Raw genomic sequence first — 23,959 nt, 5'->3', positions numbered from 1 at the left:
GGGCCGGGCGCACCCGGCCCCCTCGCCACGTACATCTGGAATTTCTCCACCCCTGCAAGGAATGATCCCTGCCATGAGACTCGCGCTTCGAGACATCACCAAGCGCTTCGGCTCCTTGGTCGCCAACGACCACATCTCCCTGACCGTCGAGCCCGGTGAGATCCACTGCCTCCTCGGTGAGAACGGCGCGGGCAAGTCCACGCTGATGAACGTCCTCTACGGCCTCTACCAGGCCGACGAGGGCGAGATCCTCATCGACGACGAGCCGCAACACTTCAAGGGCCCCGGCGATGCGATGGCCGCCGGCATCGGCATGGTGCACCAGCACTTCATGCTCATCCCCGTCTTCACCGTCGCCGAGAACGTCATGCTCGGCCACGAGGCCACCGGGTTCGCCGGCAAGCTCGACCTCGACGCCGCCCGCAAGCAGGTCCGGGAGATCTCCGAGCGCTTCGGCTTCCACGTGGATCCCGACGCGCTCGTCGAGGATCTCCCCGTCGGCGTCCAGCAGCGGGTCGAGATCATCAAGGCGCTCTCGCGCGACGCCGAGGTGCTCGTCTTCGACGAGCCGACCGCCGTGCTGACGCCGCAGGAGACCGACGAGCTGATGGCGATCATGCGTCAGCTCAAGGAGTCCGGCACCGGCATCGTGTTCATCACCCACAAGCTGCGCGAGGTCCGAGAGGTGGCCGACCGGATCACGGTCATCCGCCGCGGCACCGTGGTCGGCGAGGCGTCCCCGGAGGCCTCCAACGCCGAGCTGGCAGCGCTGATGGTCGGACGCCCGGTCGAGCTCAAGGTGCACAAGGACCCGGCGAAGCCGGGCGAGCGCGCGCTGGTCGTCTCCGACCTCACGGTGGCCGACGAGGACGGCTACGTCCATGTCGACGGAGTCAGCTTCCACATCGACGCGGGCGAGATCCTGGCCGTCGCCGGCGTCCAGGGCAACGGTCAGACCGAGCTCACCGAGGCGATGGTCGGCCTGGCGCCGCACGTCGAGGGCTCGATCAACCTCGACGGCCGCGAGATCGTGGGCCGCTCGGTGCGCAAGGCGCTCGAGGCCGGCATCGGGTTCATCCCGGAGGACCGCCAGATCGAGGGTCTGGTCGGCAACTTCACCATCGCCGAGAACCTCATGCTCAACCGCAGCTACGACAAGCCCTTCGTCTCCCGCGGCTCGCTGAACCTCAAGAAGCTCGACACCTTCGCCAAGGAGAAGCTGGCCGAGTACGACGTACGCGCCCCCGGGGTCTCGACCCTGGCCGGGCAGCTGTCGGGCGGTAACCAGCAGAAGGTCGTCGTGGCCCGGGAGCTCTCCCGTGACCTTCGGCTCCTCGTCGCCTCACAGCCGACGCGCGGCGTCGACGTCGGGTCGATCGAGTTCATCCACAAGCAGATCGTGGCGGCACGGGACTCGGGTGTCCCGGTGCTCGTCGTATCCTCCGAGCTCGACGAGATCGCCGCTCTCGCCGACCGGATCATGGTCCTCTACCGCGGGCGGGTCGTGGGCATCGTCCCCGCCGACACCTCCCGCGACACCCTCGGCCTGATGATGGCCGGCGAGTCTCCTGAAGGGAGCGACGCGTGAGCGAGAAGGGGCCGGAGAACGAGCCGGCCGAGACGACGGAACCGACGGAGACGACCGAGGCGGGGTCGACCGACACGAAGACGGCCTCCGACACCGACCGGGTGCCCGAGGCCAGCCGCTGGCACGTGGCGCTACGAGAGATCACGACCGGCAACGCGCTGGTCGCGGTGCTCTCGGTGGTGCTCGCGATGTTCTTCGGCTCGCTGATGATCCTCTTCACCGACGAGGACGTCCGCTACGGGCTCTCCTACTTCTTCGCCCGCCCCTACGACACCTTCTACTACGCGTGGGAGGCCATCTCGGGGGCGTACGTCTCGCTGTGGCGGGGTGCGGTCTTCAACGACCTGGGCGGCACGTTCGCCCAGCAGATCAAGCCGATCACCGAGACCCTGAAGTTCGCCGCGCCGCTGACGCTGGCCGGTCTCGGCATCGGCCTGACGTTCCGCGCCGGGCTGTTCAACATCGGTGGCCGTGGGCAGATGCTGCTCGGTGGCGCCGCCGCCGCGTTCGTGGCGGTCAAGCTCGACCTCCCGATGATCGTCCACCTGCCGCTGGCGATCATCGTCGGTGCGCTGGTCGCGGCCCTGTGGGGCGGCATCGCCGGCCTCCTCAAGGCCCTCACCGGCGCCCACGAGGTGATCGTGACGATCATGCTCAACTACGTCGGCTACTACCTGGTCTTCTACGCGCTGACCCGCAAGTCGCTGCTCCAGGCGCCGGGCTCGGGCAACCCCAAGTCGGCGCCGATGCCGGAGTCGGCGATCCTGCCGGACCTGCTCGGCCCGCAGTTCAACCTGCACGCCGGGTTCCTGCTCGCGGTGCTGGCGACGTTCCTGGTGTGGTGGATCCTCAACCGCTCCTCCCTCGGCTATCGGTTCCGTGCGGTCGGGGAGAACCCGGCGGCCGCGCGGGCGGCCGGCATCAACGTCGGGCTCGCCTACTTCAGCGCGTTCCTGATCTCCGGTGCCCTGGTCGGGCTGGCCGGTGTCAACCAGGTGCTCGGCTCGGTGACCGACGGCGCGACCAGCGGTCTCGACGCCGGCATCGGCTTCGACGCGATCACGGTCGCCTTGCTGGGACGCTCGCGCCCCTTCGGCATCCTGGCCGCCGGGATCCTGTTCGGCGCGTTCAAGTCGGGCGGCTTCTTCATGCAGGCCTCCGAGGGCATCCCGGTCGACATCGTGCTGGTCATCCAGTCCCTGATCGTGCTCTTCCTCGCCGCACCGCCTCTGGTGAAGGCGATCTTCCGACTCCCCACGAAGGAGGCCTGACCGTGTCCGCTGTCGATCTTCCGGTCAACTCCGACGCCCCCGTCGTCGCCGAGCGCATCCCGGGTCTGTGGAAGACGCCCGGCGTCATGGCGGCGTTCACCGTGCTGGTGGCGCTGCTGGTTCTCGTACGTCCCCGCGCCGGTGACTCCACCTTCCGGTGGAGCCGCGACGGCGACTGGTTCGCCATCCCCGACATCACCCTGCCGGCCAACGGCGTCGTCTGGACGGCTGTGGTCCTGTGCCTCGTCGCCACGGCGTACGCAGCCTGGAACGCCTACTCCGGCCGCAAGACGCACCTCGCCGTGGTCGCCGCCTTCGCGGTCGTCGCGGTGTCCGGCTTCCTGGCCTGGGCGGTCGCGGGCAAGACGCTGCCCGTGGTCGGTCTGCTCGCCGGCGCGCTCGCGCTGGCGGTCCCGCTGGTGTTCGGTGCTCTCGGCGGCGTACTCGGCGAGCGGGCGGGCGTGGTCAACATCGCCATCGACGGCCAGCTGCTCTTCGGCGCCTTCGGCGCGGCGGTCACCGCCTCGATCACCGGCTCGCCGTGGGCGGGCCTGATCGCGGCGATGGTCTGCGGCGTGCTCGTGGCCCTGCTGCTCGGGCTCTTCGCGATCACCTACTGGGTGGAGCAGGTGATCGTCGGTGTCGTGCTCAACGTGCTCGTCATCGGCTTCACCAGCTTCATGTTCTCCCAGGTCCTCTCGGAGAACGCGGGCGCGCTCAACAGCCCGCCGCACTTCCCGCGCCTGGAGATCCCGCTGCTGTCCGGCATCCCGGTCATCGGCCCGATCTTCTTCCGCCAGACCGTGCTGGTCTACCTGATGTACGCCGCGGTCGTCCTGGTCGCCTGGGCGCTCTACCGCTCCAAGTGGGGCCTGCGCGTCCGCGCGGTCGGCGAGCACCCGAAGGCGGCCGACACGGTCGGCATCAACGTGATCGCCACCCGCTACCGCACCGTGCTGCTGGCCGGGGCGATCGCGGGCATCGGCGGCGCGACCTACACGCTCGTCTCGGTGCCGTCGTTCGGGCGTGAGATGACCGGCGGTGCGGGCTACATCGCGCTGGCCGCGGTCATCTTCGGCAAGTGGGACCCGATCAAGGCGACGCTGGCGGCGCTGCTCTTCGGCTTCGCGTCCAACGTGGAGTCGGTGCTCTCGGTCATCGGCTCGCCGGTGCCGTCGCAGTTCATGCTGATGCTGCCCTACGTCGTGACCATCTTCGCCGTCGCCGGGCTCGTCGGGCACTCGCGTGCTCCGGCCGCGGACGGCGTGCCCTACAAGAAGAGCTAGCCCCCGAAGACTCAGACCAGCGCGCGGTGGGCGGCGGCGGCCAGCACCTTGGCGCCGACGCCCACCGCGCGCTCGTCGATGCGCAGGTCGCCCTGGTGGAGGTCGTAGGTGGGGCCGCCGGGGGTGCGTACGCCGAGCCGGAACATCGACCCCGGGACCTGCTCCTGGTACCACCCGAAGTCCTCGCCGCCGAGGCTCTGCGCGGAGACGACCGCGCCTCGCTCGCCGAGGACGTCCCGGACCGTGTCGACGAGGATCTGGTGGGACTGCTCGTCGTTGCTCACCGGCGGCACGCCGCGGGTGTAGTCGACGGCGGCCGTCACGCCGTAGGGCGCGATGATCTCGGCGACCACCTCACGCACCACGTGCTCGACCTCGCTCCAGGCGTCGCTGTCGAGGATCCGTACGGTGCCGCCGACCGAGCCGTGGGCGGGGATCACGTTGTGGATCTGTCCGGCGGTGACCTTGCCCCAGACCACGCTCACGCCGGCCCGGGGGTCCATCCGCCGGCTCAGGATAACCGGCAGCTCGGTGGTCACCTTGGCGAGCGCGAAGACCAGGTCGCCGGTCAGGTGCGGACGCGAGGTGTGGCCGCCGGTGCCGCTAAGGTGGACGTCGATCAGGTCGGACGCGCTGGTCAGCGATCCGGAGCGGAGCCCGACGCGGCCGACGTCCACGGTCGGGTCGCAGTGCAGCGCGAAGATCCGGTCGACGTCGTCGAGCGCCCCCAGGCTCATCAGGTGCAGCGCCCCGCCGGGCATGACCTCCTCGGCGGGCTGGAACAACAGGCGTACGCCGCCGGGCAGCGGTGACTCGCGATGCAGGTCGGCGAGGGCGAGGCCCGCGCCGAGCAGCGCGGTGGTGTGCACGTCGTGGCCGCAGGCGTGGGCGACGCCCGGGACGGTGCTCGCCCAGACGTCGGTGGTGACGTCGTCGACGGGCAACGCGTCCATGTCGCCGCGCAGCGCGACGATCCGCGCATCCGTCCCGTCCCCGCCCAGGTCTGCGATGAGACCGGTCGTGGAGGGCCGCTCGACCAGCCAGCCCGCCTTCTCCAGTCGCTCGGCGATCAGCTCGGTGGTGCGATGTTCCTGCCAGGACAGCTCCGGGTGCGCGTGGATGTCCCGGCGCAGGTCGATCAGCTCGGCGTCGTAGGCATCGACTCGCTCGGCGAGGAAGGCAGCAGGCTCCAGCATGGTCCCGTCAGACTAATCCCTGTCGTAGGCGGCCAGGATCCTGTCCGCGGCCACGGTCGCCGGAAGCTCGCCGGAGAGCACCTCGCGACGGATCTGGTCGCGGATCGCCCGGACGCCCGGCGAGTGCTCGAGCCGCTGGTCGAGCTCGTCGCGGACCAGCGCCCAGGTGAAGTCGAGCTGCTGCTCGGCACGCTTGGTGCGCAGCCCGTCCTCGCCGAGGTGGGCACGGTGGGCCATCACCTGCTCCCACACCGAGTCGACGCCGTCGTCGTGGAGCGCCGAGGCGGTGATCACCGGCGGCGCCCACTCCTCACGCGAGCGCACCAGCCGGAGCGCGCCGGCGAGCTCGCGCGCGGCCGCGCGCGCCTCCTGGGCGCGGTGGGGGTCGTTCGGGTCGGCCTTGTTGACCGCGATCACGTCGGAGATCTCCAGGATCCCCTTCTTGATCCCCTGGAGCTGGTCGCCGGTGCGCGCGATGGTCAGGAACAGGAACGTGTCCACCATCCCCGCCACGGTCACCTCGGACTGCCCGACGCCGACCGTCTCGACCAGCACCACGTCGTAGCCCGCCGCCTCCAGCACCGCCATCGCCTGCACGGTCGCCTTGGCGACCCCGCCGAGCGTGCCGGCGCTCGGGGAGGGCCGGATGAAGGCGTTGGGGTCCACGCTCAGCCGGGCCATCCGGGTCTTGTCGCCCAGCACGGAGCCGCCGGTGCGTACCGACGACGGGTCGACGGCGAGCACCCCGACCTTGAGGCCGTTGGCGGTCAGCCGGCTGCCGAGCGCCTCGATGAACGTCGACTTGCCGACGCCGGGGACTCCGGAGATCCCGACCCGCACGGCGTCGCCCGCCGGAAGCTTCGTGAGCAGCTCGCGCGCGATGTCGCGGTGCTGGGGCTTGGTCGACTCCACCAAGGTGATCGCCCGTGACACCGCCGCCCGCTTGCCGTCGCTGATGCCGTCGAGGAGGTCTTGTACGTCGGGCCCTGGCATGGCCAGCACCTTAGCCAATCCGTCGCGGCTCGGGCGGCCCGGCTCGACCAGCGGCGGCCTACCGGCGCCGAGTCCGGAGGGCACGAATGACCGCCGGAGAGCGCGGGTACAGAACGGGCATGACGGATCTCGGCTACACCCTGTTCACCGAGCAGAGCGGACCTCGCGACCTCGTCCGGTACGCCACCGCGGCCGAGGAGGCGGGCTTCGACTTCGAGGTGATGAGCGACCACTACTCGCCGTGGCTGACGGAGCAGGGGCACGCGCCGTACGCCTGGAGCGTGCTCGGCGCGGTCGCCCACGCCACCTCGCGCGTGGGCCTGATGACGTACGTCACCTGCCCGACGCTCCGCTACCACCCCGCCGTGGTGGCGCAGAAGGCCGCCACCGTGCAGCTGCTCGCCGAGGGCCGCTTCCGGCTCGGCCTCGGCTCCGGCGAGAGCCTCAACGAGCATGTCGTCGGTCAGGGCTGGCCCTCGGTCCAGGAGCGGCACGCGATGCTGCGCGAGGCGGTCGAGATCATCCGCGACCTGCACACCGGTGAGCTCGTCGACCACCGCGGTGAGTACTTCCAGGTCGACTCCGCCCGGATCTGGGACCTCCCGGAGGAGCCCGTCGAGATCGGGATCGCCGTGGGTGGCGACCGCGCCATCGAGGAGCTCGCCCCGCTCGCCGACCACCTGATCGGCGTCGAACCCGAGGCGTCGCTGGTCGACGCCTGGAACGGTGTCGAGGGCGCCAAACGGATCGGCACCGAGGCTCGCGCGATCGGCCAGGTGCCGATCTGCTGGGATCCCGACGAGGAGACCGCCGTCCGCCGCGCGCACGAGCAGATGCGCTGGTTCAGCGGTGGCTGGGAGGTCAACGCCAACCTGCCGACGCCGGCCGGTTTCGCCGCGGCCACCCAGCTCGTCCGCCCCGAGGACGTCGCCCGGTCGGTGCCGTGCGGTCCCGACCTGGACAAGATCGTCGAGGCCGTCTCGGCCTACTGGAAGGCAGGCTTCACCGACGTCGCGGTGGTGCAGATCGGCGACGACTCCCAGGACCGGTTCCTCGCCGAGGCCGCCCCGCCGCTGCTCGAGCGGCTCCGGGCGGCCGCGCCCTGATCACCGGGCACGCCGCAGGATGTCGCGGAGGACGTCGGGGAGCCTGCTCGACCGAGCCTCGTCCAGGGGCGTCCACGAGACACCCACCTGCAGCACGTACCAGGCGACGGCAGCGGCGATGATCGCCAGGCCGACGACGGCGACGACCCACCGCTGGGAAGGCGACGAGGCGGCGCGGGTGATCGGGCCGACGGTGTCGCGGACCCGTTGCGAGGCGAGCCAGGCGGCGCACATGAACGTCATCGCAGCCGCGTAGAGGACGCCGGCCAGCGGCATCCCCAGCACCAGAGACCCCACGCCGACCGCGGCCGCGATCACTCCGGTCAGCACGGTCAGTGCTGCCGTGCCAGGGACGGCACGCGCCAGGTCCCACGGCGATCGGACGAGCGCCCACGGCCCGTCGTACCACTTCCGTCCGCGCGCCTCGCGGCGCTTCGTCAGGTGGTCGGCGGCGAGCGACACCGCGCGCAGCAGCCAGACCCCGAGGCAGAGGAGCGCGACCCCGAGGAATGGGTACGCAGCGACGACCCCTGCCAGGATCGCGGCGAGCGCGACCAGGATCAGGAAGTGCATCGGACCGGGCCAGCGCTTCAGGTTGGCATGCTTGCTGGGCGGGCTCCACCCGGGCTCCGGCTGGGGTGCCGGCGGCGGCGTCTGCGGGTCGAACCGGCGCACCACCACGGGCTCGGCCGGCGCGTCCGCGACCGTCACCGCGGTCGGCGGCACCTCCTCCACCTCGGTCACCGCGTCGCCAGCGGCGTCCGGGTCGACCAGTGTCGGCTTGAGCTCCGCGTCCACGGGTGCGGCGGCCAGCGGCATCGTCAGCGGCAGCACCTTCGTCACCGCCGCGGCATCGCCCCCGGACCACGGCACCTCGGGCTCCATCAGCCACTCCCGGAGCTCCTCGAGGCCCGGCCGGTCCGCGGGATCCGTCGCCAGCGCGGCCGCCAGGACCTCTCGCATCGGACCGTCGACGCCGTCGAGATCGTGCTGGCCGCGGCGTACGCGATCCAGGACGGCCATCGACGGTCCGGTCCCGAACGGCGGCCGGCCCAGCAGGGCGTAGGCGGTGGTCGCCGCCCACGAGTGCACGTCGCTGGCCGGCGACGCGGGCGTCCCCTCCAGGATCTCCGGCGCCAGGTAGCCCGGCGTGCCGACCAACCATCCGGTCAGGGTGATCTTGGGATCGTCGGCGACCCGGGCCAGACCGAAGTCGATGAGCACCGGCGTACGGCCCTCCATCACCACGTTGGAGGGCTTCACGTCGCGGTGCAGCACCCCGGCGTCGTGGCAGGCCGCGACGCCGTCGGCGAGGCAGCGGGCCAGCCAGAACCGGTCCTCGCCCACGACCGGCCCGTTGTCCTTGATCCGGTCGTGCAGCGTCGGGCCCGGGACGTAGCGGGTCGCGACGTAGGGCAGGCCGGCGTAGGGATCGGCGTCGACGATCTCGGCGATCCACGGGCTGCGCACCTGCCGCAGCGACCGGACCTCGCGCTCCAGCCGCGCGCGGGTCTCCTCGTCCCCCACGACATGGGTACGCAGCACCTTCAGCGCCACCCGCTCGCCGGTCTCCTCGTGGCGGGCCAGATGGACGACGCCCATGCCGCCCTCACCGAGCTTGCTGAGGAGCTCGTAGGAGCCGACCCTCACCAGCCCGTCCCCGGATGCCCGCCCGGGGCGTAGGTCCGTCACAGCTCTGAGGCTAGACGAGCCCGACGCCCCCGGCGAGGACAAACTCGGGACTACCCGCTGGTCGAGGGCCACTTCGTTCAGGCCCTCGCGCCAGCGAGCGTGTCGAGACCAACACAGTCCCATCGAGCGCCGACGAGCCGTGTTGGTCTCGACACGGATTCGTTCGTTCCTCACGAATCCGGCTCGACCTGCGAATCGGTCAGTGGTCGAGCTGCTCCCGCAGCCGGCCGAGCAGGTCGAGGGCGGAGTCGGCGATGACGGTCCCGGGAAGGAAGACCGCTGCCGCGCCCATCTGCTCGAGCGTCGCGACGTCGTCGGGCGGGATGACGCCGCCGATGACGATCATGATGTCCGGGCGTCCCTGCTCCTCCAGCGCCGCCTTCAGCGCGGGGAGCAGCGTGAGGTGACCGGCAGCCAGCGACGAGACCCCGACGATGTGGACGTCGGCGTCGACCGCCTGCTGCGCGACCTCCTCAGGGGTGGAGAACAGCGGGCCTACGTCGACGTCGAAGCCGAGGTCGGCGAAGGCGGAGACGACGACCTTCTGGCCACGGTCGTGACCGTCCTGGCCCATCTTCGCGACGAGGATCCGCGGGCGGCGGCCCTCGGCCTCCTCGAACTCCTTGGTCGCCTTCAACACCTCGGTGACCTTCGAGTCACCCGACGTCGTCGCCTCGTCCCGGTACACACCGGAGATGGTACGGATGACGGCCTGGTGCCGTCCCCACGCCTTCTCCATCGCGTCGGAGATCTCGCCGACGGTCGCCTTCGCACGAGCGGCGTCGACGGCCAGCGCGAGCAGGTTGCCGTCCAGGTTCGCCGCGGACTTCTCGGCGCTCGCGGCGTTCGTGATGGCCTCCAGGGCGCGGCGTACGTCCTCGTCGTCGCGCTCCGCGCGCAGCCGCTCCAGCTTGGCGACCTGCTGCTTGTAGACCTGGTCGTTGTCGACCTTGAGCACGTCGAGCGGGTCCTCGGACGGAAGCCGGAAGGTGTTGACGCCGATCAGCTTCTGGGCACCGGAGTCGAGACGCGCCTGGGTGCGCGCCGCGGCCTCCTCGATGCGCATCTTCGGGATGCCCTGCTCGATCGCCTTGGCCATCCCGCCGGCCGCCTCGGCCTCCTGGATGTGGGCCCAGGCGCGCTCTGCCAGATCGTGCGTCAGACGCTCCACGTAGTAGGAGCCACCCCACGGGTCGATGATCTCGGTGGTGCCGCTCTCCTGCTGCAGCAGCAGCTGGGTGTTGCGGGCGATGCGGGCCGAGAAGTCGGTCGGCAGCGCGATCGCCTCGTCGAGCGCGTTGGTGTGCAGCGACTGGGTGTGGCCCTGGGTCGCGGCCATCGCCTCGATCGCGGTGCGGCCGACGTTGTTGAAGACGTCCTGGGCGGTCAGCGACCAGCCACTCGTCTGGGAGTGGGTCCGCAGCGACAGCGACTTGGGGTTCTTCGGGTCGAACTGCGAGACCAGGCGCGACCAGAGCGCGCGGGCGGCGCGCATCTTGGCGATCTCCATGAAGAAGTTCATCCCGATGGCCCAGAAGAACGACAGTCGCGGCGCGAAGGCGTCGACGTCGAGGCCGGCGGCCAGACCGGTGCGCAGGTATTCGACACCGTCGGCCAGCGTGTAGGCGAGCTCGAGGTCGGCGGTCGCACCGGCCTCCTGCATGTGGTAGCCGGAGATCGAGATCGAGTTGAAGCGGGGCATCTTCGCGGCGGTGTAGGAGAAGATGTCGCCGATGATCCGCATCGACGCCGCCGGCGGGTAGATGTAGGTGTTGCGGACCATGAACTCCTTGAGGATGTCGTTCTGGATGGTCCCCGCCAGCTGCCCCGGCTTCACCCCCTGCTCCTCGGCCGCCGCGATGTAGAGCGCCATGACCGGCAGCACCGCGCCGTTCATCGTCATCGAGACCGACATCTGGTCCAGCGGGATGCCGTCGAACAGCGTCCGGGTGTCGTAGATCGAGTCGATCGCGACGCCCGCCATGCCGACGTCACCCCGCACCCGCGGGTGGTCGGAGTCGTAGCCACGGTGGGTGGCCAGGTCGAAGGCGACGCTCAGGCCCTTCTGGCCGGCAGCGAGGTTGCGCCGGTAGAACGCGTTGGACTCCTCCGCGGTCGAGAACCCGGCGTACTGCCGGATCGTCCACGGCTGCGTCGTGTACATCGTCGGGTAGGGCCCGCGCAGGAACGGGCTCAGGCCGGGGAAGGTGTCGAGCGCGTCGAGGCCCTCGAGGTCCGCGGGGCCGTAGCCCGGCTTGATCTCGATGCCCTCGGGGCTCAGCCAACCCTCACCCGTCGGCACGGTCGGGGAGCCCGCCGGACCACCTTCGCCGTTCAGCGGGATCCCTTTGAAGGAGCCGGGAATCGTCATGAGAGCTTCTCCCTCGTAGCGGTCAGGAAGGCGAGCGCGTCGACACCCAGCGAGGCGGCGTCGTCCACCTCGGCATCGACGGCGTCGGGCTTCCCGGCGATGATCACGTGCGTGGCGCCCGCCTCGCGGAGGGCTGCGATCGCGTCCGAGCCCCAGGCTGCGTACGCCTTGTCGGACCCGGCCAGGCAGACGACCGGCGGCGCGCCGGCCGCGCGGTACTTCCCGGCCAGCTCCTCGGCGTCCGCGGTCGCACCCGCGACATCGACGCCGATACCACCGGCGGCGAGCAGGTTGGTCGCGAAGGTCGCCCGGGCGGTGTGCTGGGCGACCGTCCCGAGGGTCGCGAGGAAGACCTTCGCGGTGGCGGGGGTGTCGCGCAGCGCCTCGAAGGACGCGCCGTAGCGCACCACCCGCTCGTTGAGCGGGTCGACCGGGCGCTCGGGAAGCGTCTCGGCGAGGTTGGGGAACTCGGTGAGCCCGGTGATCGGGCGCTTGCGGCGCGCGATCGCCTTCTCCCGCTCCGCGGACACCGCGGCGATCCGGTCACGGAAGGGCGAGAAGTCGTGGCCGCCGGTGGTTGCTCCGGTCCACTCCTCCTCCAGCTGGATGAACGCCTCCCAGCCGGCCTCCGCCATGTCGGCGGTCAGCTTCTCGACGGCGTAGGAACCGCCGGCGGGGTCGGCGACGGCCGCGACGTGGGACTCGTCGATCAGCAGGTGGGACACGTTGCGGGCGATCCGGCGCCCGAACCCGTCCGGCACTCCGTTGGCGGAGTCGAAGGGCAGGACGGTCACCGCGTCCGCCCCGCCGACACCGGCGGCGAAGGCCGCGACGGTGCCGCGCAGCATGTTCACGTAGGGGTCGTACTTCGACAGCATCGGCCGCGAGCTCGCTGCGTGGATGCGCATCTCCACACCCTCGGCCCCGGAGAGCTCGAGCACGCGTGCCCACAGCTGGCGGGCGGCCCGCAGCTTGGCGATGGTCGGGAACTGCTCGTCGGTGGCCGCGTAGCGGAACTCGATGAGGTTCGCCGCGATCGCGGGCGAGAAGCCCGCCTCGGTCAGCGCTCGCAGGTAGGCGACGCCGACCGCGATCGACCAGCCGAGCTCCTGCACGTCGGAGGCGCCGAGGTCGTGGGCAGCGGTGGCGTCGACCACGATCGCGCGTACGCCGATCCCCTGAGCCAGACGGGCCAGGTCGACCAGCTCGGCGAACGCCTCGTCGGGCGCCAGCGGCAGGTCGCGCAGCAGCGCGCCCATCGGGTCGGCACCCAGGTTGGTCGCGGCGTGCAGCCCGGTGCCCCGCTCGGCGATCAGCGCCAGCAGGTTCTGGGCGACCTTGACCGCTCCGATCGGTGCGTCGAGCACGATCGGCGCGAGGTCCAGGAGCACCTTGTCGAGCAGTACGTTCAGGTCGGTGGTCTCGTCGGCGGCCACCCACAGCGAGGACACTCCCCCGTCCAGGTCGACGAGGGCGGCCTCGTTGGCCGCCTTCGCGTCCACGCCGGACAGACCGGAGACGAGCGACCGGATGTCCCAGGCGCCGGAGCGCGTGGGCCGGGCTTCGTCGGCGTATGACTCACCCGGCAGCCCGAGCGGGGCGATCCGGAGGCCGTCGAGAGAGGTGCGGGTCAGCTTGTCCCAGACGAGGGCGTCGGCGTCGTCGGCCGTCAGCCGACCGCTCTTGCGGAGGACAGCAGCAGTCGCCGCCTCCCACTCTGCCTGGGAATGGGCATCCGCCGGCTGGGCAAGGCGCAACGAGTCGGCGCGAGCGGCGTCGTTCATGGGTCGAACCTTAGGCGGATGAAGTGGCGGTGACCACAAAGTGTGAGGTTTACAACCGCTAACTGAGACGCGTCACCCGGCGCTGGGTCCCGTGGCAGCGGAAGTCGCGCCGGATGAGTCTCGACGGATTCGGGGTCCCGATCGGCCCACCCTCAGGGGACGACCCGATCAGCGCGATCCTCCTGGTGCTCTGGCTCGTCATCGCGCTACCGCTCATCATCGTCGTCGTCGCGGTCGTGCTCCTGACCGGCATCGAGCTCATCCTCCTCCTCGCGATCCTCCCCTTCGCCGTCGGCGCCCGGGTCGTCTTCGGCCGCCACTGGACCGTCGAGGTCCGCCGCGGCTTCACCCCGATCCACGAGGAGCGCGCCGGCAGCTGGACCGCCAGCGCCGTACGCATCCAGGAGCTGGCGCGCGAGATCGAGTCGGGCAACGTGCCGGCGGACACCCTCGCCAAGCGGTCCTAGTCGCGACAGAGGCGCAGCAGGGGCAGGCCGGTGTAGACCAGGACCCAGACCGGCCAGAAGAACCCGCGGCCGGTGAGGTGCCAGGCGACGACGGCGATCGCGCCGCAGATCAGGAACACCAGAAGATCTCGTACGAAGCCAGAGGCGGCCCCGCAAGGCGGAGCCGAGTCCTCACCCAGGTCGCCGACCACCGCGGCGAGCTCGTCGGCCCGGGAAGCACCCCACACCGCCGCGGCGCGCGACTCGAGCTCGGGCGCATCGATCCTCCCCGCGGCGTACGCCTCGACGAGGCGAGCCCGCGCGGCCTCCCGTTCGACGTCGCCGACCCTCATCACAGGCCCTCGAGGTCGAGGGCCCGGCCGGCGGCGTACAGGTCCTTCGGGCAGGTGGAGGCAGCGCAGTCCTGGTAGCGGGAGGCCAGCCGGGCGAGGGCCTTCACAGTCCCCGCTGCGGAAGGATCTGCGGCCAGGTTCCGCTGCTCGTAGGGGTCCGAGGAACGGTCGTAGACCTCGACCTGGCCGGTGTGCAGGCGGGCATAGGTCCAGGAGCCGACACGGATGCCGGACCACAGCTGCCGGCTCCCGTCGGTGACCCGCCAGCCTGCGACCGGGATCGCGCGGACCTGCTCGGGCGCGCTCAACCACGGCATGATGTCGATCCCGTCAGAGGCCCGAGGCGGCCGAGCGCCGGCCGCGGCCAGCAGTGTCGCCGCAAGGTCCGGGTTGGTGACCGGGGTCCGCACCGTCCGGCCGCGCGGCACGCCGGGGCCGCTCATCAGGACTGGGATCCGCAGCGACTCGTCGTAGTGCCACAGCTTGCCGTTGAGGTTGTGGTAGCCGTTGGAGAAGCCGTTGTCGGAGGTGAAGACGACCAGCGTGCGCTTCAGCTCACCGCTCCTCTTCAGCCCGACCAGGAGCGAGGCGATGTTGCGGTCCAGGCTGCGGATCGCCTCGAGACGGCGCTGGTAGGCGATCCGGAGCGCGTCCTTCTTCCTCGGGTTGAACGTCCCGCGCGCGGGCGATCCCTTCGCGTAACCGGAGGTGTCCTCGGGGAAGAGGTTGGGCCGCGCCGGGATCCGGACGTTGTCGTAGGAGCCGCGGTCCTGGGTGTCGGGCACGGTCACCGACACGGCGGCGTCGGTGCCGGGGTAGATCTTCTTCGGGTCGTCGGGCCCTGAGGGCCCGCCGTGGTGCGGAGCCACGTAGTTGACCCAGGTGAACCAGGGCTTCCCCGACCGGCGCTCGGCCGCGATCCCGGCCTTCGCATGCTCGGTGATGACGGTCGAGGAGTAGCCCTTCGACTTGATGATCTCGCCGTTGACGTTGAACTTCGGCGAGCGGAAGTTGTAGGTCGACGGGTCGACGGTCGCGCGCCACTGGTCCCAGCCGGGCGGCACGTCACCGCGAGTCGAACCCTCGCCGTAGCCGTTGAGGTACTTCCCGGCGAGGATCGTCGAGTAACCCGCGTCCTGCAGCGAGGTCGCGACCGTCGAGGAGTCGTCGAAGGCCCGATAGCCGCCGTAGGGCCCCTCGATCGTGCGCGCACCGTGGTTGTGGGCGTACTGCCCGGTCAGCAGCGACGCCCGGGCCGGAACGCAGATCGGCGTCGGCGCGATCCCCTCGGCGAAGGAGACCCCGGTCCGCTCCACCAGCTTCCGCACCTTCGGCAGGTGGCCCATGTCGAGGTAGGAGAGATCGTCGACCGTCACCAGCAGCAGGTTCGGCTTCCCCGCGGGCCGTTCAACAGCAGGCGTACGCGTCGGGGCGGCCGCCACGGCGGCCGGCTCGTGCACCAGGCCGGTCACGGCGAGGGCACTCATCGCGGCCGTCGCCACGGCTGCCCGCCTGCGGCGGGTGAACAGGTTGCTGACCGGCATGACCAAACGCTCCTCAAGTAATATGAGTTGTTTAGTCTACTTTAACCCGACGGTCTCACCCCGTGGTGACCAAGGAGAGCGACACGACGCCCGGGAGATAACGGTCGTCGCTGAGCTCGAACGAGCGCCCGTCGGCGAAGCGCGCGGTGCGTACGACCCGCAGCAGCGGGCTGCCCCGCGGAACCCCGAGGAGTCGGCCGTCCATCGCCGAGGCAGCGAACGCCTCGATCCGGTGCTCGGCATGCGCGAGACGGACGCCGAGCTCGGCCTCGACGACGTCGACGATCGAGGGAGCGTCGACGGGCAGCGACTCGATGGTGGCGGAGAGCCAGCCGGGGAACACGGTGTGCTCGACCATGGCCGGCGACCCGTCCAGGGAGCGCATCCGCACCACCCGCAGCACCGGGTTGCCGGGTCTCTCGCCGAGCTCGCGCGCCTCCGAGGCGGTGGCGCGTCCACGCGCCACGTCGACGAACCGGCCGCCGGGCGCCAGCCCGGACGCGACGGCCCACTGCGCGAACGAGCGCACGCCGAGGCTCTGCAGACGCGTGGGGACGTGCGCATGCCAGTGCCGGCCGTGATGGGAGACGAGACGGCTGTCGGTCTCGAGGCGCACGAGCGCACGCTCCACGGTGCCGCGCGCGACGCCGAACTCGCGGGCGAGGCAGGACACCGCCGGGAGCGGGCGGCCGGCCGGGTACTCGCCCGCCCGGATCCGCCCCTCCAGCGTGGCCGCGACGGCGTGGTAGCGGCGCACTGCCTTCGACTCCCGCATCGGGTCACCCGACCCCGAGGACTCGTTGGACGAACCAGTAGAGACCGACGACCGCGACGCCGGCGGCCGCGACGACGCCGAGCCACCAGCCGATCACCGGCTGCCGTCGCCGCAGGACCAGGAGCACCGGGAAGACCAGGGCGACGATCGCCAGCTGGACGACCTCGATGCCGAGGTTGAAGACGAGCAGGGAGCCCAGCAGCCGCCAGGAGAACGGCTCGTCGATCCCGAAGGCACCGGCGAAGCCCAGGCCGTGGATCAGTCCGAACCCGAAGACCACCGCGAGCCGGACCCTCTCCCCCGCCGTCCTCGGAGCAGCGTCGGTCGACGTACGGACGGCCAGGGCGAGGGCACCTCCACCGGCCGGGACGGGCGCCGGGTCGATGCCGTTCGAGGCAGCACGGGACGCCGCAGCCGAGCCCGGGCGACCGTCGCGCCACGAGACCCATACGTGCCAGGCCGCGACCGCCGCGATCGACAGCGCGATCACGGGTTCGACGATCGCGGCCGGGACCGACACCAGGCCGAGGCTCGCGAGGATGAAGGTCACCGAGTGCGCCGCGGTGAACGCGGTCGCGGCCAGCAGGATGTCGCGCGGACGGCGGGCGCCGACGATGAGCGCGACCAGGAAGAGGACGTGGTCGATGCCGAAGAGCAGGTGCTCGGCGCCGAGGACGAAGAAGTCCAGGAGCCTGGTCGGCGACGACTCGTCGGTGGAGAAGCTCGGGTCCTCGGCGGTGAGGACCGTGCTGCCGGAAGCCTCCGGCAGCGAGTACTCCAGGATCGTCTCGGTGCTGCCCACGAAGCCCTCCGACTCGGGGAACAGCTCGCTGGAGACCTCGTACGCCACGTCGTCCGCCACCTCGGGGCAGGCGTGGTCGAGCGTCACCACGAGGTGAGGGACACCGTCACGCTCGGTGGTCCGGAGCTCGCCGGCCATCGAGGATGCACAGGCCTGACCGTCGGCGGAGACGCGGAACCGGTCGCCGAGGTAGCCCAGCACCGCGTCCCGGTGGTCCTCGATCAGCCCGACGTCGGCGCCCGAGGCCTGGAATGCGGCCTTGGCCTCGCTCTCCAGCCCGGGGTCGGCCTCGGCCTTCGCCACGGACCTGACCAGGAGGACGTACTCCATCTCGAGCTCGGTGCTCAGGACACCGTCGGAGCGCTCGGTCAGCTCGGCATAGACGGTGGAGGTGAAGCCGTGGGCCGAGGCCGGGAGCACCAGCAGGAGGGGTGCGAGCATCGCCAGCACGGCAGCGGCGAGAAGACGTACGCCGGTGGGAACGGTCATGAGGATCCTCGATCGGGAGCGGGGGAAGGGGGCCCGCCCGGCAGGAGGTGCCGGGCGGGCCTCCCGCGGGTCAGACGATCGGCTCGGTGTCGAGCCGGACGTGGTCGATGGCCCAGTACCAGTCGTTCATCGCATTGAAGAGCCGGAAGCTGACCTTCATCGAGGTCGCGCCCGCCGGCACGTCGACCGGCAGGTTGACGGTCTTGTTGCCCTGGCTGAGGTCAGGGGTGTTGGCCGGCGTCCAGTGGACCAGCTGGACCTTCTGGCCGGTGTCGAACTCGACGGTGACCTCGGCCTCCTGCGGCTCCTCCTCGCGGTAGTGGTTGTCCCAGGCGAGGTAGACCCGCGAGGTCCCGGCCGGGATCGGCGCACTCGGCGTGGTGAGCGTCGAGTCGAAGCGGCCACGGCTCTCCGGGTCGTTGACGTCGTCCCACTCGTCGGGGTCGGCGACAGCGACGACGTTGCGGCCGAGTGTGAAGCCGCTGCGGTCCTGGTCGTCACCGTTCTGCCAGAACGCCTTGGTCATCAGCGACCAGCCGTTCATCTCCTTGGTGCCGGTGGGCATGTCCGGAGAGTTGGTGATCGTCCAGCCCGCCGGTGTGGTCTTGGTCCAGCCGAGGACGTTCGCGTTCGCCGGCATGTTGTGCTCGACCCCGGTCTGGAGATGAGGCACCACCGACTCGAAGTCCTGGTAGACGAGGTAGTCGGCCGGGTCCACCGGAGGCGGCGGCGGAGCGGTCTTGAAGCTGGCCGAGATCGACCCGCCCGCCTTGCCCCAGGTGTTGTACGGCGTGACCCGCACCTCGTACTCGGTGTCGCCCTTCAGGTTCCGGATGGCGTGGCCGCGGGAGGCCGGCAGCGGAAGGATGTAGAAGCCCGACCACTGCTTGAAGTCGGCGACGGTGGCACCGGTGGCCTTGTCGACGACCTGGTAGCGGTAGAGGTGCACGATGTCCTGGACGTCGTTGGCCGCCGGCTCCGCCTGCGGGAACGACACCTGTGCGGTGTCCTCCTTGATGTCGGACACGGTCACCGCCGCCCCGGCGGGCCACTTCGGGCCGGCGGTCTCCGCCGCGCGCCGGTCGGTGTAGGGGAAGTTGCGCTGCGGGTTCTTGACCGCCTCCTCGACGTCCCACGTCCAGGTCTGGTCGATCCACTGGCCGGCCTGCAGGTCGTAGTTCTTGACCTTGACGACGCTGCCGTTGACCTCGACCACCGAGGACTGTGCGTTGTCGCCCGCGTCGTTCGGGGTCGTGTCGTTGTCGACGCCGCTCTCCATCTCGAAGTAGGCCAGCGGCGGGGCGTTCACGGTCGTGAAGCCGCCGTCCTGCCAGATCGAGGTGGAGATGTTGTTGGGCGTGTGGATGTGCCCGCCCCAGACGACGGCCTGGGGGAAGTTGTCGAAGACCGACGTGAAGGTGTCGCCGCAGCCTTCCGAGAGGCCGGCGCCGTACCACTCGTTCGAGACGTAGTGCGTGCACTTGAGGGGGTGGTGCACGAGCACGAACACCGGGCGGTCGGGGTGCTCGGCGGTCGCGGCGGCCATGCGGGTGTGGAGCCAGTCGCGCGCGTAGGCGTAGTTGCCGGTGCTGCGCTGGGTCGGCCGGCCGGTTTCCTCGTCGAGCTGGCCGGAGCCGGGCGAGACCGTGATGAAGTGGTAGCCGTTGATCACATAGTCGGCGTTGGGCCGCTGGCCACCGGTCGACTGGGTGAAGAGGTCGTAGCCGGTCATGCCCGGGCCGACGTCGTGGTTGCCCAGCGCGGCGACGAGGGAGATGTCGTCCTTGCCGTCACCGTTCTCGTCGAGACGGCGGTCGAGCACCTCCTTCAGGCCTGCGTACTCACCGGCGGTGGCGTTGTTGGTCAGGTCGCCGACGAACAGCGCGGCGTCGAGGTCCTGCGCGTGGTAGAGGTCGAAGGCCTTGTCCAGGTCGCCCCACTCGTTGTGGATGTCGCCGATCGAGCCGAAGGTCACCTGCGGCTGGTTGTCGTTGGCGGCACGACGCGCGGCGGCGGCACGGGCCTTCTCGACCTCGGCGTCGTTCCCGACGACGACCTCGAAGTCCTCGAAGTCGACGGTGTCGTTCTCGCCGACGGCCGAGTAGCTGATCCGGTAGTCACCCGGGGTCTGCGGGGTGAACTCGTAGACCGGCTCGCTCGCGGAGCCGGTCGGGGAGATCTCCGCGGTGACGCCGTCGGGCGAGGTCACCGACACGACGTAGTCGCCGGTGCCGAACGAGCTGTTCTCCGCGGTGGGGACGGGCTCCGGGATGCGGAAGGTCTCACCGACCGCGGCCTTGGGCCTGGGGGCGTCCTGCAGCCGCACCTGCTCGTCGACCAGCACGAAGGCCGGGCCGTCGGCCTCGGCGCGCTCCTGGGCGACGACGGTGCCGCCGCCCGCGATCGCGACAGTCACGAGGGCGCCCGCGGCAAGCCGCGCACCCCACGATCGTCTGATGGGAATCATCGGTCTCCTCGTCTCGGTCACGGTGCTCGGGCACCGGGAACTTGTCTGGACAAGTCCATCCGAACGAGGTGGCGCGTGATTGTCCGTCTGCAGCCCGAAACCACGGCAGACAGATGAAATATCCGTGACGCGATGCGGCAATCCGGGGCGGTTGCCACATCGGGGTTCTACCCAGGCGTGCCTAGAGGCCGTCGAGGTCCAGCGGCCGGTCGGCGGCGTACATCTCCTGCGGGCAGCTGTCGCCGGCGCAGTCGCGGTACTTCTCGGTCAGGTCGGCCAGCTGCGAGACCGTCTCGGCATGGGCCGGGTCCTCGGCGAGGTTGTTCATCTCGTAGGGGTCGGTGGTGCGGTCGTAGAGCTCGACGCCGCCGGTGGCCAGCTCCACGTAGGTCCACCGCCCGACGCGTACGCCGGACCAGAGGCGGGAGGTGCCGTCGGCCGTCGGCCATGCCTCGATCGGGACCACGCGGGTCTGCTCGGGGGCGCGCAGCCACGGCAGGATGTCGATGCCGTCGGGCTCGTGCGGGTTCTCGGCGCCGGCTGCCGACAGGAGCGTCGTGGCGATGTCCGGGTTGGTGAGCGTGGTCGCGACCTCGCGCCCCTTCGGTACGCCGGGCCCGCTCATCAGCACGGGGATCCGCAGCGACTCCTCGTAGTACCAGAGCTTGCCGTTGAAGTTGTGGTAGCCGTTCGAGAAGCCGTTGTCGGAGGTGAAGACCACCAGCGTGCGCGCCAGCTCGCCGCTCTTCTTCAGCCCGCCGAGCAGGGAGGCGATGTTGCGGTCCAGGCTGCGCGCGGACTCGATCCGTCGCTGGTAGGAGAGCCGGTAGGCGTCCTTCTCGATCTGCGAGGGGTTCTTCCGCGACGGCGACCCCTTGGGGAACTCCTTGCGCTTGTCCGGGAACAGGTTGGGCTGCGGCGGGATCGGCTTGTCGGCGTACGCGTCCCGGTCCTGCTTGTCGGGCACGGGTACGCCGATCGCACCCTTGGTGCCAGGGAAACGCTGCTTGGGGTCGCCCTTCTCCGTCGGGCCGCCGATGTGCGGCGCCACGTAGTTGACCCACTGGAACCAAGGCTTCTCCGCCGCGCCGGGCTTCTTCCTGGCGTCCTTCAGCGCTGCCTGCGCCTGCTGGGTGATGACGGTCGTGGAGTAGCCCTTCGGCTTCACCATGCGCCCGTTCACGTTGAACTTCGCGCCCAGATAGTTGTACGTCGAGGGGTCGATGGTCGCGCGCCACTGGTCCCACCCCGGCGGGATGTCGCGCTCGCTGCCCTCCTGGCCGTACTCGTTGAGGTATTTCCCGGTGAAGAGCGTGGTGTAGCCCGCGTCCTGCAGCGACGTCGCCACGGTCTGGGAGTCGTCGAAGGACGGGTAGCCGCCCTCGGGGCCGTGGATGGTGTGGGCGCCGTGGTTGTGGGCGTACTGCCCCGAGAGCAGCGAGGCCCGGGCCGGCACGCAGATCGGCGTCGGCGCGACCGCGTCGGTGAAGGTCACCCCGTTCTCGCCGACGAGCCTCTTCACGCTCGGTAGGTAGTCCATGTCGACGGTGGCGAGGTCGTCGACCGTGACCATCAGCAGGTTGGGCTTCTCGACCGGCATCTCGAAGGCCGGCGTCGACGTCGAGGTCTGGACGGAGTCACGCTCGCCGGACGGCTGCTGCGTCGGCGCGTGCCCACAGCCCGACATACCGACGACTCCAGCCATCGCGATCGCTGCCGAAAGAGTCCAGACCCGTCCGGGTACCGCCACTGATCGTCCTCATCACGCTGGTCGTCTACTGGTCGTGCCGATGGTTCATCCCAGATCAACGCACTTGTCGCGCTCTCGCCACCCCCGGGCAGGACGCTGGTCCTATGAAGATGGCGCTGGTCACCGAGAGCTTCTTTCCTACCATCGATGGTGTCACAACCACGGTGAAGGCCATCGCCGACCGCATGATCGAGTCGGGCCACGAGGTGCGCTTCATCGCGCCCGGCCCCGGACTCCCCGTCTACCGCAACAGCCGGGTCGTGCGGGTCTCACCTATCGCCAAGACCGGCCGGCAGGTACGCAGCGCCCTGGAGTCCTTCGAGCCGGACGTCGTCGTCAGCTTCGACCCGGGGCGCCTGGGCCGCAAGGCGCTGGCCTCGCCGACCGCCGCCGACGCGACGACCCTGGTCGTCCAGCAGTCCCCGATCTCCCCCAAGGCGGCGCTCACCTGGAACGCCTCCGTCGCTGCGTACACGGATGAGATCTTTGTCACAAGCGAATGGCTGCGCCGCGTGCTCGCGGCGATCGACGTCGCCGCGGAGGTCTGGGAGCCCGGGGTCGACACGGCCGCCTTCTCCCCCAGCCTGCGCGACGACTGGCTCCACCGCCGCTGGTCGAAGGCCAAGTCCCGCCCCACCCCGCTGGTCGTGGTCGGATACGCCGGCAACCTGGCCAAGAGCCACGGCGTACGCCGCCTCGCCGAGCTCACCTCCGTGCCGGGCATCCGCCTCGTCATCATCGGCGACGGACCCCAGCGCGGATGGCTCAAGCAGCGCATCCCGCAGGCCAAGCTGACCGGGCCGCTGGGCACCGGCGACCTGGCCATCGCACTGGCCTCGCTCGACGTGCTCGTCCACCCCGGCGAGGAGGAGGGATGCGGCCACATCCTGCGTGAGGCCGCGGCCAGCGCGGTGCCGGTGGTCGCCCCGCGCGCGGGCGCTGCGGCCGAGATCGTCCAGCACATGGAGACCGGCGTGCTCTACAACCCGGCCCGCAGCCGCGAGCTCGCCGACGCGGTCGCCTCGGTGGTCTCCGACCCCCGGCGTCACCTGCTCGGCGACCGTGGTCGCGAGCTCGTCGCGACGCGTCCCTGGACCGACGCCGTCGACGAGCTCTTGACCCGTCTGGTCACACTGAACGACACCCGATCCTCACGATCTCACGACGCCACGCCCGAGAATGCGGGTCCTGCTGTTAGGCTTGCCTAACCCACGCCCAAGATACTCGCCAGTAACCCCGCCCGCCCTCGCAGAGACGACAATGTCACATACTCCCTGCGTACAAGTTCGGGTATCAGGGGTAGTAGCGTGCGTGCCGTGGCAACCACGACTCTGATCAAAGGCGCGCGGTCGACGCGCTCGACGATCGCCCTGAAGCTCCTTATGGCGGCCAGCGGCATCGTCTTCATCCTGTTTGTGCTCGTGCACATGTACGGCAACCTCAAGGCCTTCAGCGGCGAGCTTGCCTTCAACGAGTATGCCGAGCACCTGCGTACGTTCGGGGAGCCGATGCTGCCGTACGGCGGCCTCCTCTGGATCATTCGCGTGGTGCTCCTGGCCTCGCTGGTGGCACACGTCGGCTCGGCGATCGCGCTCGCGAAGCGTGCGCACGCCCAGCGCCCGGTGAAGTACTCGGTGAAGAAGAACAAGGCTTCGTCGCTCTCCTCGCGCACGATGCGCTGGGGCGGCGTGGCGCTGTTCCTCTTCGTCGTCTGGCACCTGCTCCAGTTCACCATCGTGAAGATCAACGTGGGTGCGGGCGGGCAGGCCCCTGAGGTCACCGAGAACCCCTACCGGCTGCTGATCTCCGCGTTCCAGCCGGAGCAGTGGTGGATGGTGATCATCTACCTGCTCGCGATGCTCGCGCTCGCGTTCCACCTCCACCACGGCACCTTCAGCGCCATCCAGACGCTCGGGTTCACCAACACCGCTGAGTCGCGTGCCAGGGCCCGCGTCGCCGGCTGGGTCGTCGCGATCGTGGTCGCCGGCGGCTTCTCGCTGGTCCCCCTGTTCACCGTCTTCGGCGTCATCTCGTAAGGACATCTGA

Annotated in this window: 18 protein-coding genes; 7 read left to right on the top strand and 11 right to left on the bottom strand. The window is 70.4% G+C overall.

Features of this window, described 5'->3' with window-relative positions:
* Window positions 1-73: 73 nt before the first annotated feature.
* Genes G5C66_RS15285 through G5C66_RS15275 form a run of 3 tightly spaced genes read left to right on the top strand, consistent with a single transcriptional unit; the run spans window position 74 to window position 4,145 of the window.
* On the top strand, window positions 74-1,588 hold the full coding sequence (locus tag G5C66_RS15285; RefSeq protein ID WP_165111822.1) for an ABC transporter ATP-binding protein: 1,515 nt from the start codon (window positions 74-76) through the stop codon (window positions 1,586-1,588).
* On the top strand, window positions 1,585-2,859 hold the full coding sequence (locus tag G5C66_RS15280; RefSeq protein WP_338144188.1) for an ABC transporter permease: 1,275 nt from the start codon (window positions 1,585-1,587) through the stop codon (window positions 2,857-2,859). Before G5C66_RS15285 ends, G5C66_RS15280 begins: the two co-directional genes overlap by 4 nt.
* A gap of 2 nt (window positions 2,860-2,861) precedes the next feature.
* Window positions 2,862-4,145 (top strand): ABC transporter permease, encoded by a 1,284-nt coding sequence (locus G5C66_RS15275; RefSeq protein ID WP_338144187.1) that lies wholly within the window; start codon window positions 2,862-2,864, stop codon window positions 4,143-4,145.
* A gap of 11 nt (window positions 4,146-4,156) precedes the next feature.
* Here G5C66_RS15275 and G5C66_RS15270 read toward each other — a convergent pair whose 3' ends face one another.
* Window positions 4,157-5,341: an amidohydrolase gene (locus G5C66_RS15270; protein ID WP_165111821.1), complete on the bottom strand. Its 1,185-nt coding sequence runs from the start codon at window positions 5,339-5,341 to the stop codon at window positions 4,157-4,159.
* Window positions 5,342-5,353: 12 nt separating this feature from the next.
* Complete coding sequence (gene meaB, locus G5C66_RS15265; RefSeq protein ID WP_420901743.1) at window positions 5,354-6,352, bottom strand: methylmalonyl Co-A mutase-associated GTPase MeaB; 999 nt, start codon at window positions 6,350-6,352, stop codon at window positions 5,354-5,356.
* Window positions 6,353-6,453: 101 nt separating this feature from the next.
* Between meaB and G5C66_RS15260 the strand changes: the two genes are divergently transcribed.
* On the top strand, window positions 6,454-7,440 hold the full coding sequence (locus G5C66_RS15260) for an LLM class F420-dependent oxidoreductase (RefSeq protein ID WP_165111819.1): 987 nt from the start codon (window positions 6,454-6,456) through the stop codon (window positions 7,438-7,440).
* Here G5C66_RS15260 and G5C66_RS15255 read toward each other — a convergent pair whose 3' ends face one another.
* The 3 genes from G5C66_RS15255 to G5C66_RS15245 form a co-directional block, all read right to left on the bottom strand.
* The gene (locus G5C66_RS15255; RefSeq protein WP_165111818.1) at window positions 7,441-9,132 is read right to left on the bottom strand and encodes a protein kinase domain-containing protein; all 1,692 of its coding nucleotides are present in this window, start codon (window positions 9,130-9,132) and stop codon (window positions 7,441-7,443) included. It abuts the gene before it with no gap.
* A gap of 199 nt (window positions 9,133-9,331) precedes the next feature.
* Complete coding sequence (scpA, locus tag G5C66_RS15250) at window positions 9,332-11,503, bottom strand: methylmalonyl-CoA mutase (RefSeq protein ID WP_165111817.1); 2,172 nt, start codon at window positions 11,501-11,503, stop codon at window positions 9,332-9,334.
* Window positions 11,500-13,287: a methylmalonyl-CoA mutase family protein gene (locus G5C66_RS15245; protein WP_165111816.1), complete on the bottom strand. Its 1,788-nt coding sequence runs from the start codon at window positions 13,285-13,287 to the stop codon at window positions 11,500-11,502. The genes scpA and G5C66_RS15245 overlap by 4 nt, the downstream gene beginning before the upstream one ends.
* Window positions 13,288-13,400: 113 nt before the next feature.
* Between G5C66_RS15245 and G5C66_RS15240 the strand changes: the two genes are divergently transcribed.
* Complete coding sequence (locus G5C66_RS15240) at window positions 13,401-13,754, top strand: hypothetical protein (RefSeq protein WP_165111815.1); 354 nt, start codon at window positions 13,401-13,403, stop codon at window positions 13,752-13,754.
* Here the strand turns inward: G5C66_RS15240 and G5C66_RS15235 are convergent.
* From G5C66_RS15235 to G5C66_RS15210, 6 genes are all read right to left on the bottom strand, one after another.
* Complete coding sequence (locus G5C66_RS15235) at window positions 13,751-14,086, bottom strand: DUF1707 domain-containing protein (protein WP_165111814.1); 336 nt, start codon at window positions 14,084-14,086, stop codon at window positions 13,751-13,753. The genes G5C66_RS15240 and G5C66_RS15235 overlap by 4 nt on opposite strands.
* A complete protein-coding gene (locus tag G5C66_RS15230) occupies window positions 14,086-15,630 on the bottom strand; it encodes a sulfatase-like hydrolase/transferase (protein WP_165111813.1) in 1,545 nt (514 codons plus the stop codon). The genes G5C66_RS15235 and G5C66_RS15230 overlap by 1 nt, the downstream gene beginning before the upstream one ends.
* Window positions 15,631-15,685: 55 nt before the next feature.
* Complete coding sequence (locus tag G5C66_RS15225) at window positions 15,686-16,405, bottom strand: GntR family transcriptional regulator (RefSeq protein WP_165111812.1); 720 nt, start codon at window positions 16,403-16,405, stop codon at window positions 15,686-15,688.
* A 4-nt stretch (window positions 16,406-16,409) separates the two neighbouring features.
* Window positions 16,410-17,696, bottom strand: a complete 1,287-nt coding sequence (locus G5C66_RS15220) for a HupE/UreJ family protein (RefSeq protein ID WP_165111811.1) — start codon at window positions 17,694-17,696, stop codon at window positions 16,410-16,412.
* A 70-nt stretch (window positions 17,697-17,766) separates the two neighbouring features.
* The gene (locus G5C66_RS15215) at window positions 17,767-20,163 is read right to left on the bottom strand and encodes a hypothetical protein (protein WP_165111810.1); all 2,397 of its coding nucleotides are present in this window, start codon (window positions 20,161-20,163) and stop codon (window positions 17,767-17,769) included.
* A 181-nt stretch (window positions 20,164-20,344) separates the two neighbouring features.
* Entirely contained in the window at window positions 20,345-21,913 is a 1,569-nt protein-coding gene (locus tag G5C66_RS15210) for a sulfatase family protein (protein ID WP_338144186.1), read from the bottom strand.
* Between the two features lie 104 nt (window positions 21,914-22,017).
* On the opposite strand from G5C66_RS15210, the gene G5C66_RS15205 reads away from it, so the two are divergent.
* Together G5C66_RS15205 and G5C66_RS15200 are read left to right on the top strand one after the other, a co-directional pair.
* On the top strand, window positions 22,018-23,121 hold the full coding sequence (locus G5C66_RS15205) for a glycosyltransferase (protein ID WP_165111809.1): 1,104 nt from the start codon (window positions 22,018-22,020) through the stop codon (window positions 23,119-23,121).
* 108 nt (window positions 23,122-23,229) lie between these two features.
* Complete coding sequence (locus G5C66_RS15200; protein ID WP_165111808.1) at window positions 23,230-23,949, top strand: succinate dehydrogenase/fumarate reductase transmembrane subunit; 720 nt, start codon at window positions 23,230-23,232, stop codon at window positions 23,947-23,949.
* Window positions 23,950-23,959 lie beyond the last annotated feature (10 nt).

It is taken from the genome of Nocardioides turkmenicus (assembly GCF_011045035.1).
GTDB lineage: Bacteria > Actinomycetota > Actinomycetes > Propionibacteriales > Nocardioidaceae > Nocardioides > Nocardioides turkmenicus.
Note: the sequence above shows the minus strand (reverse complement) of the source record. Positions and strands in the feature narration are given on the sequence as shown.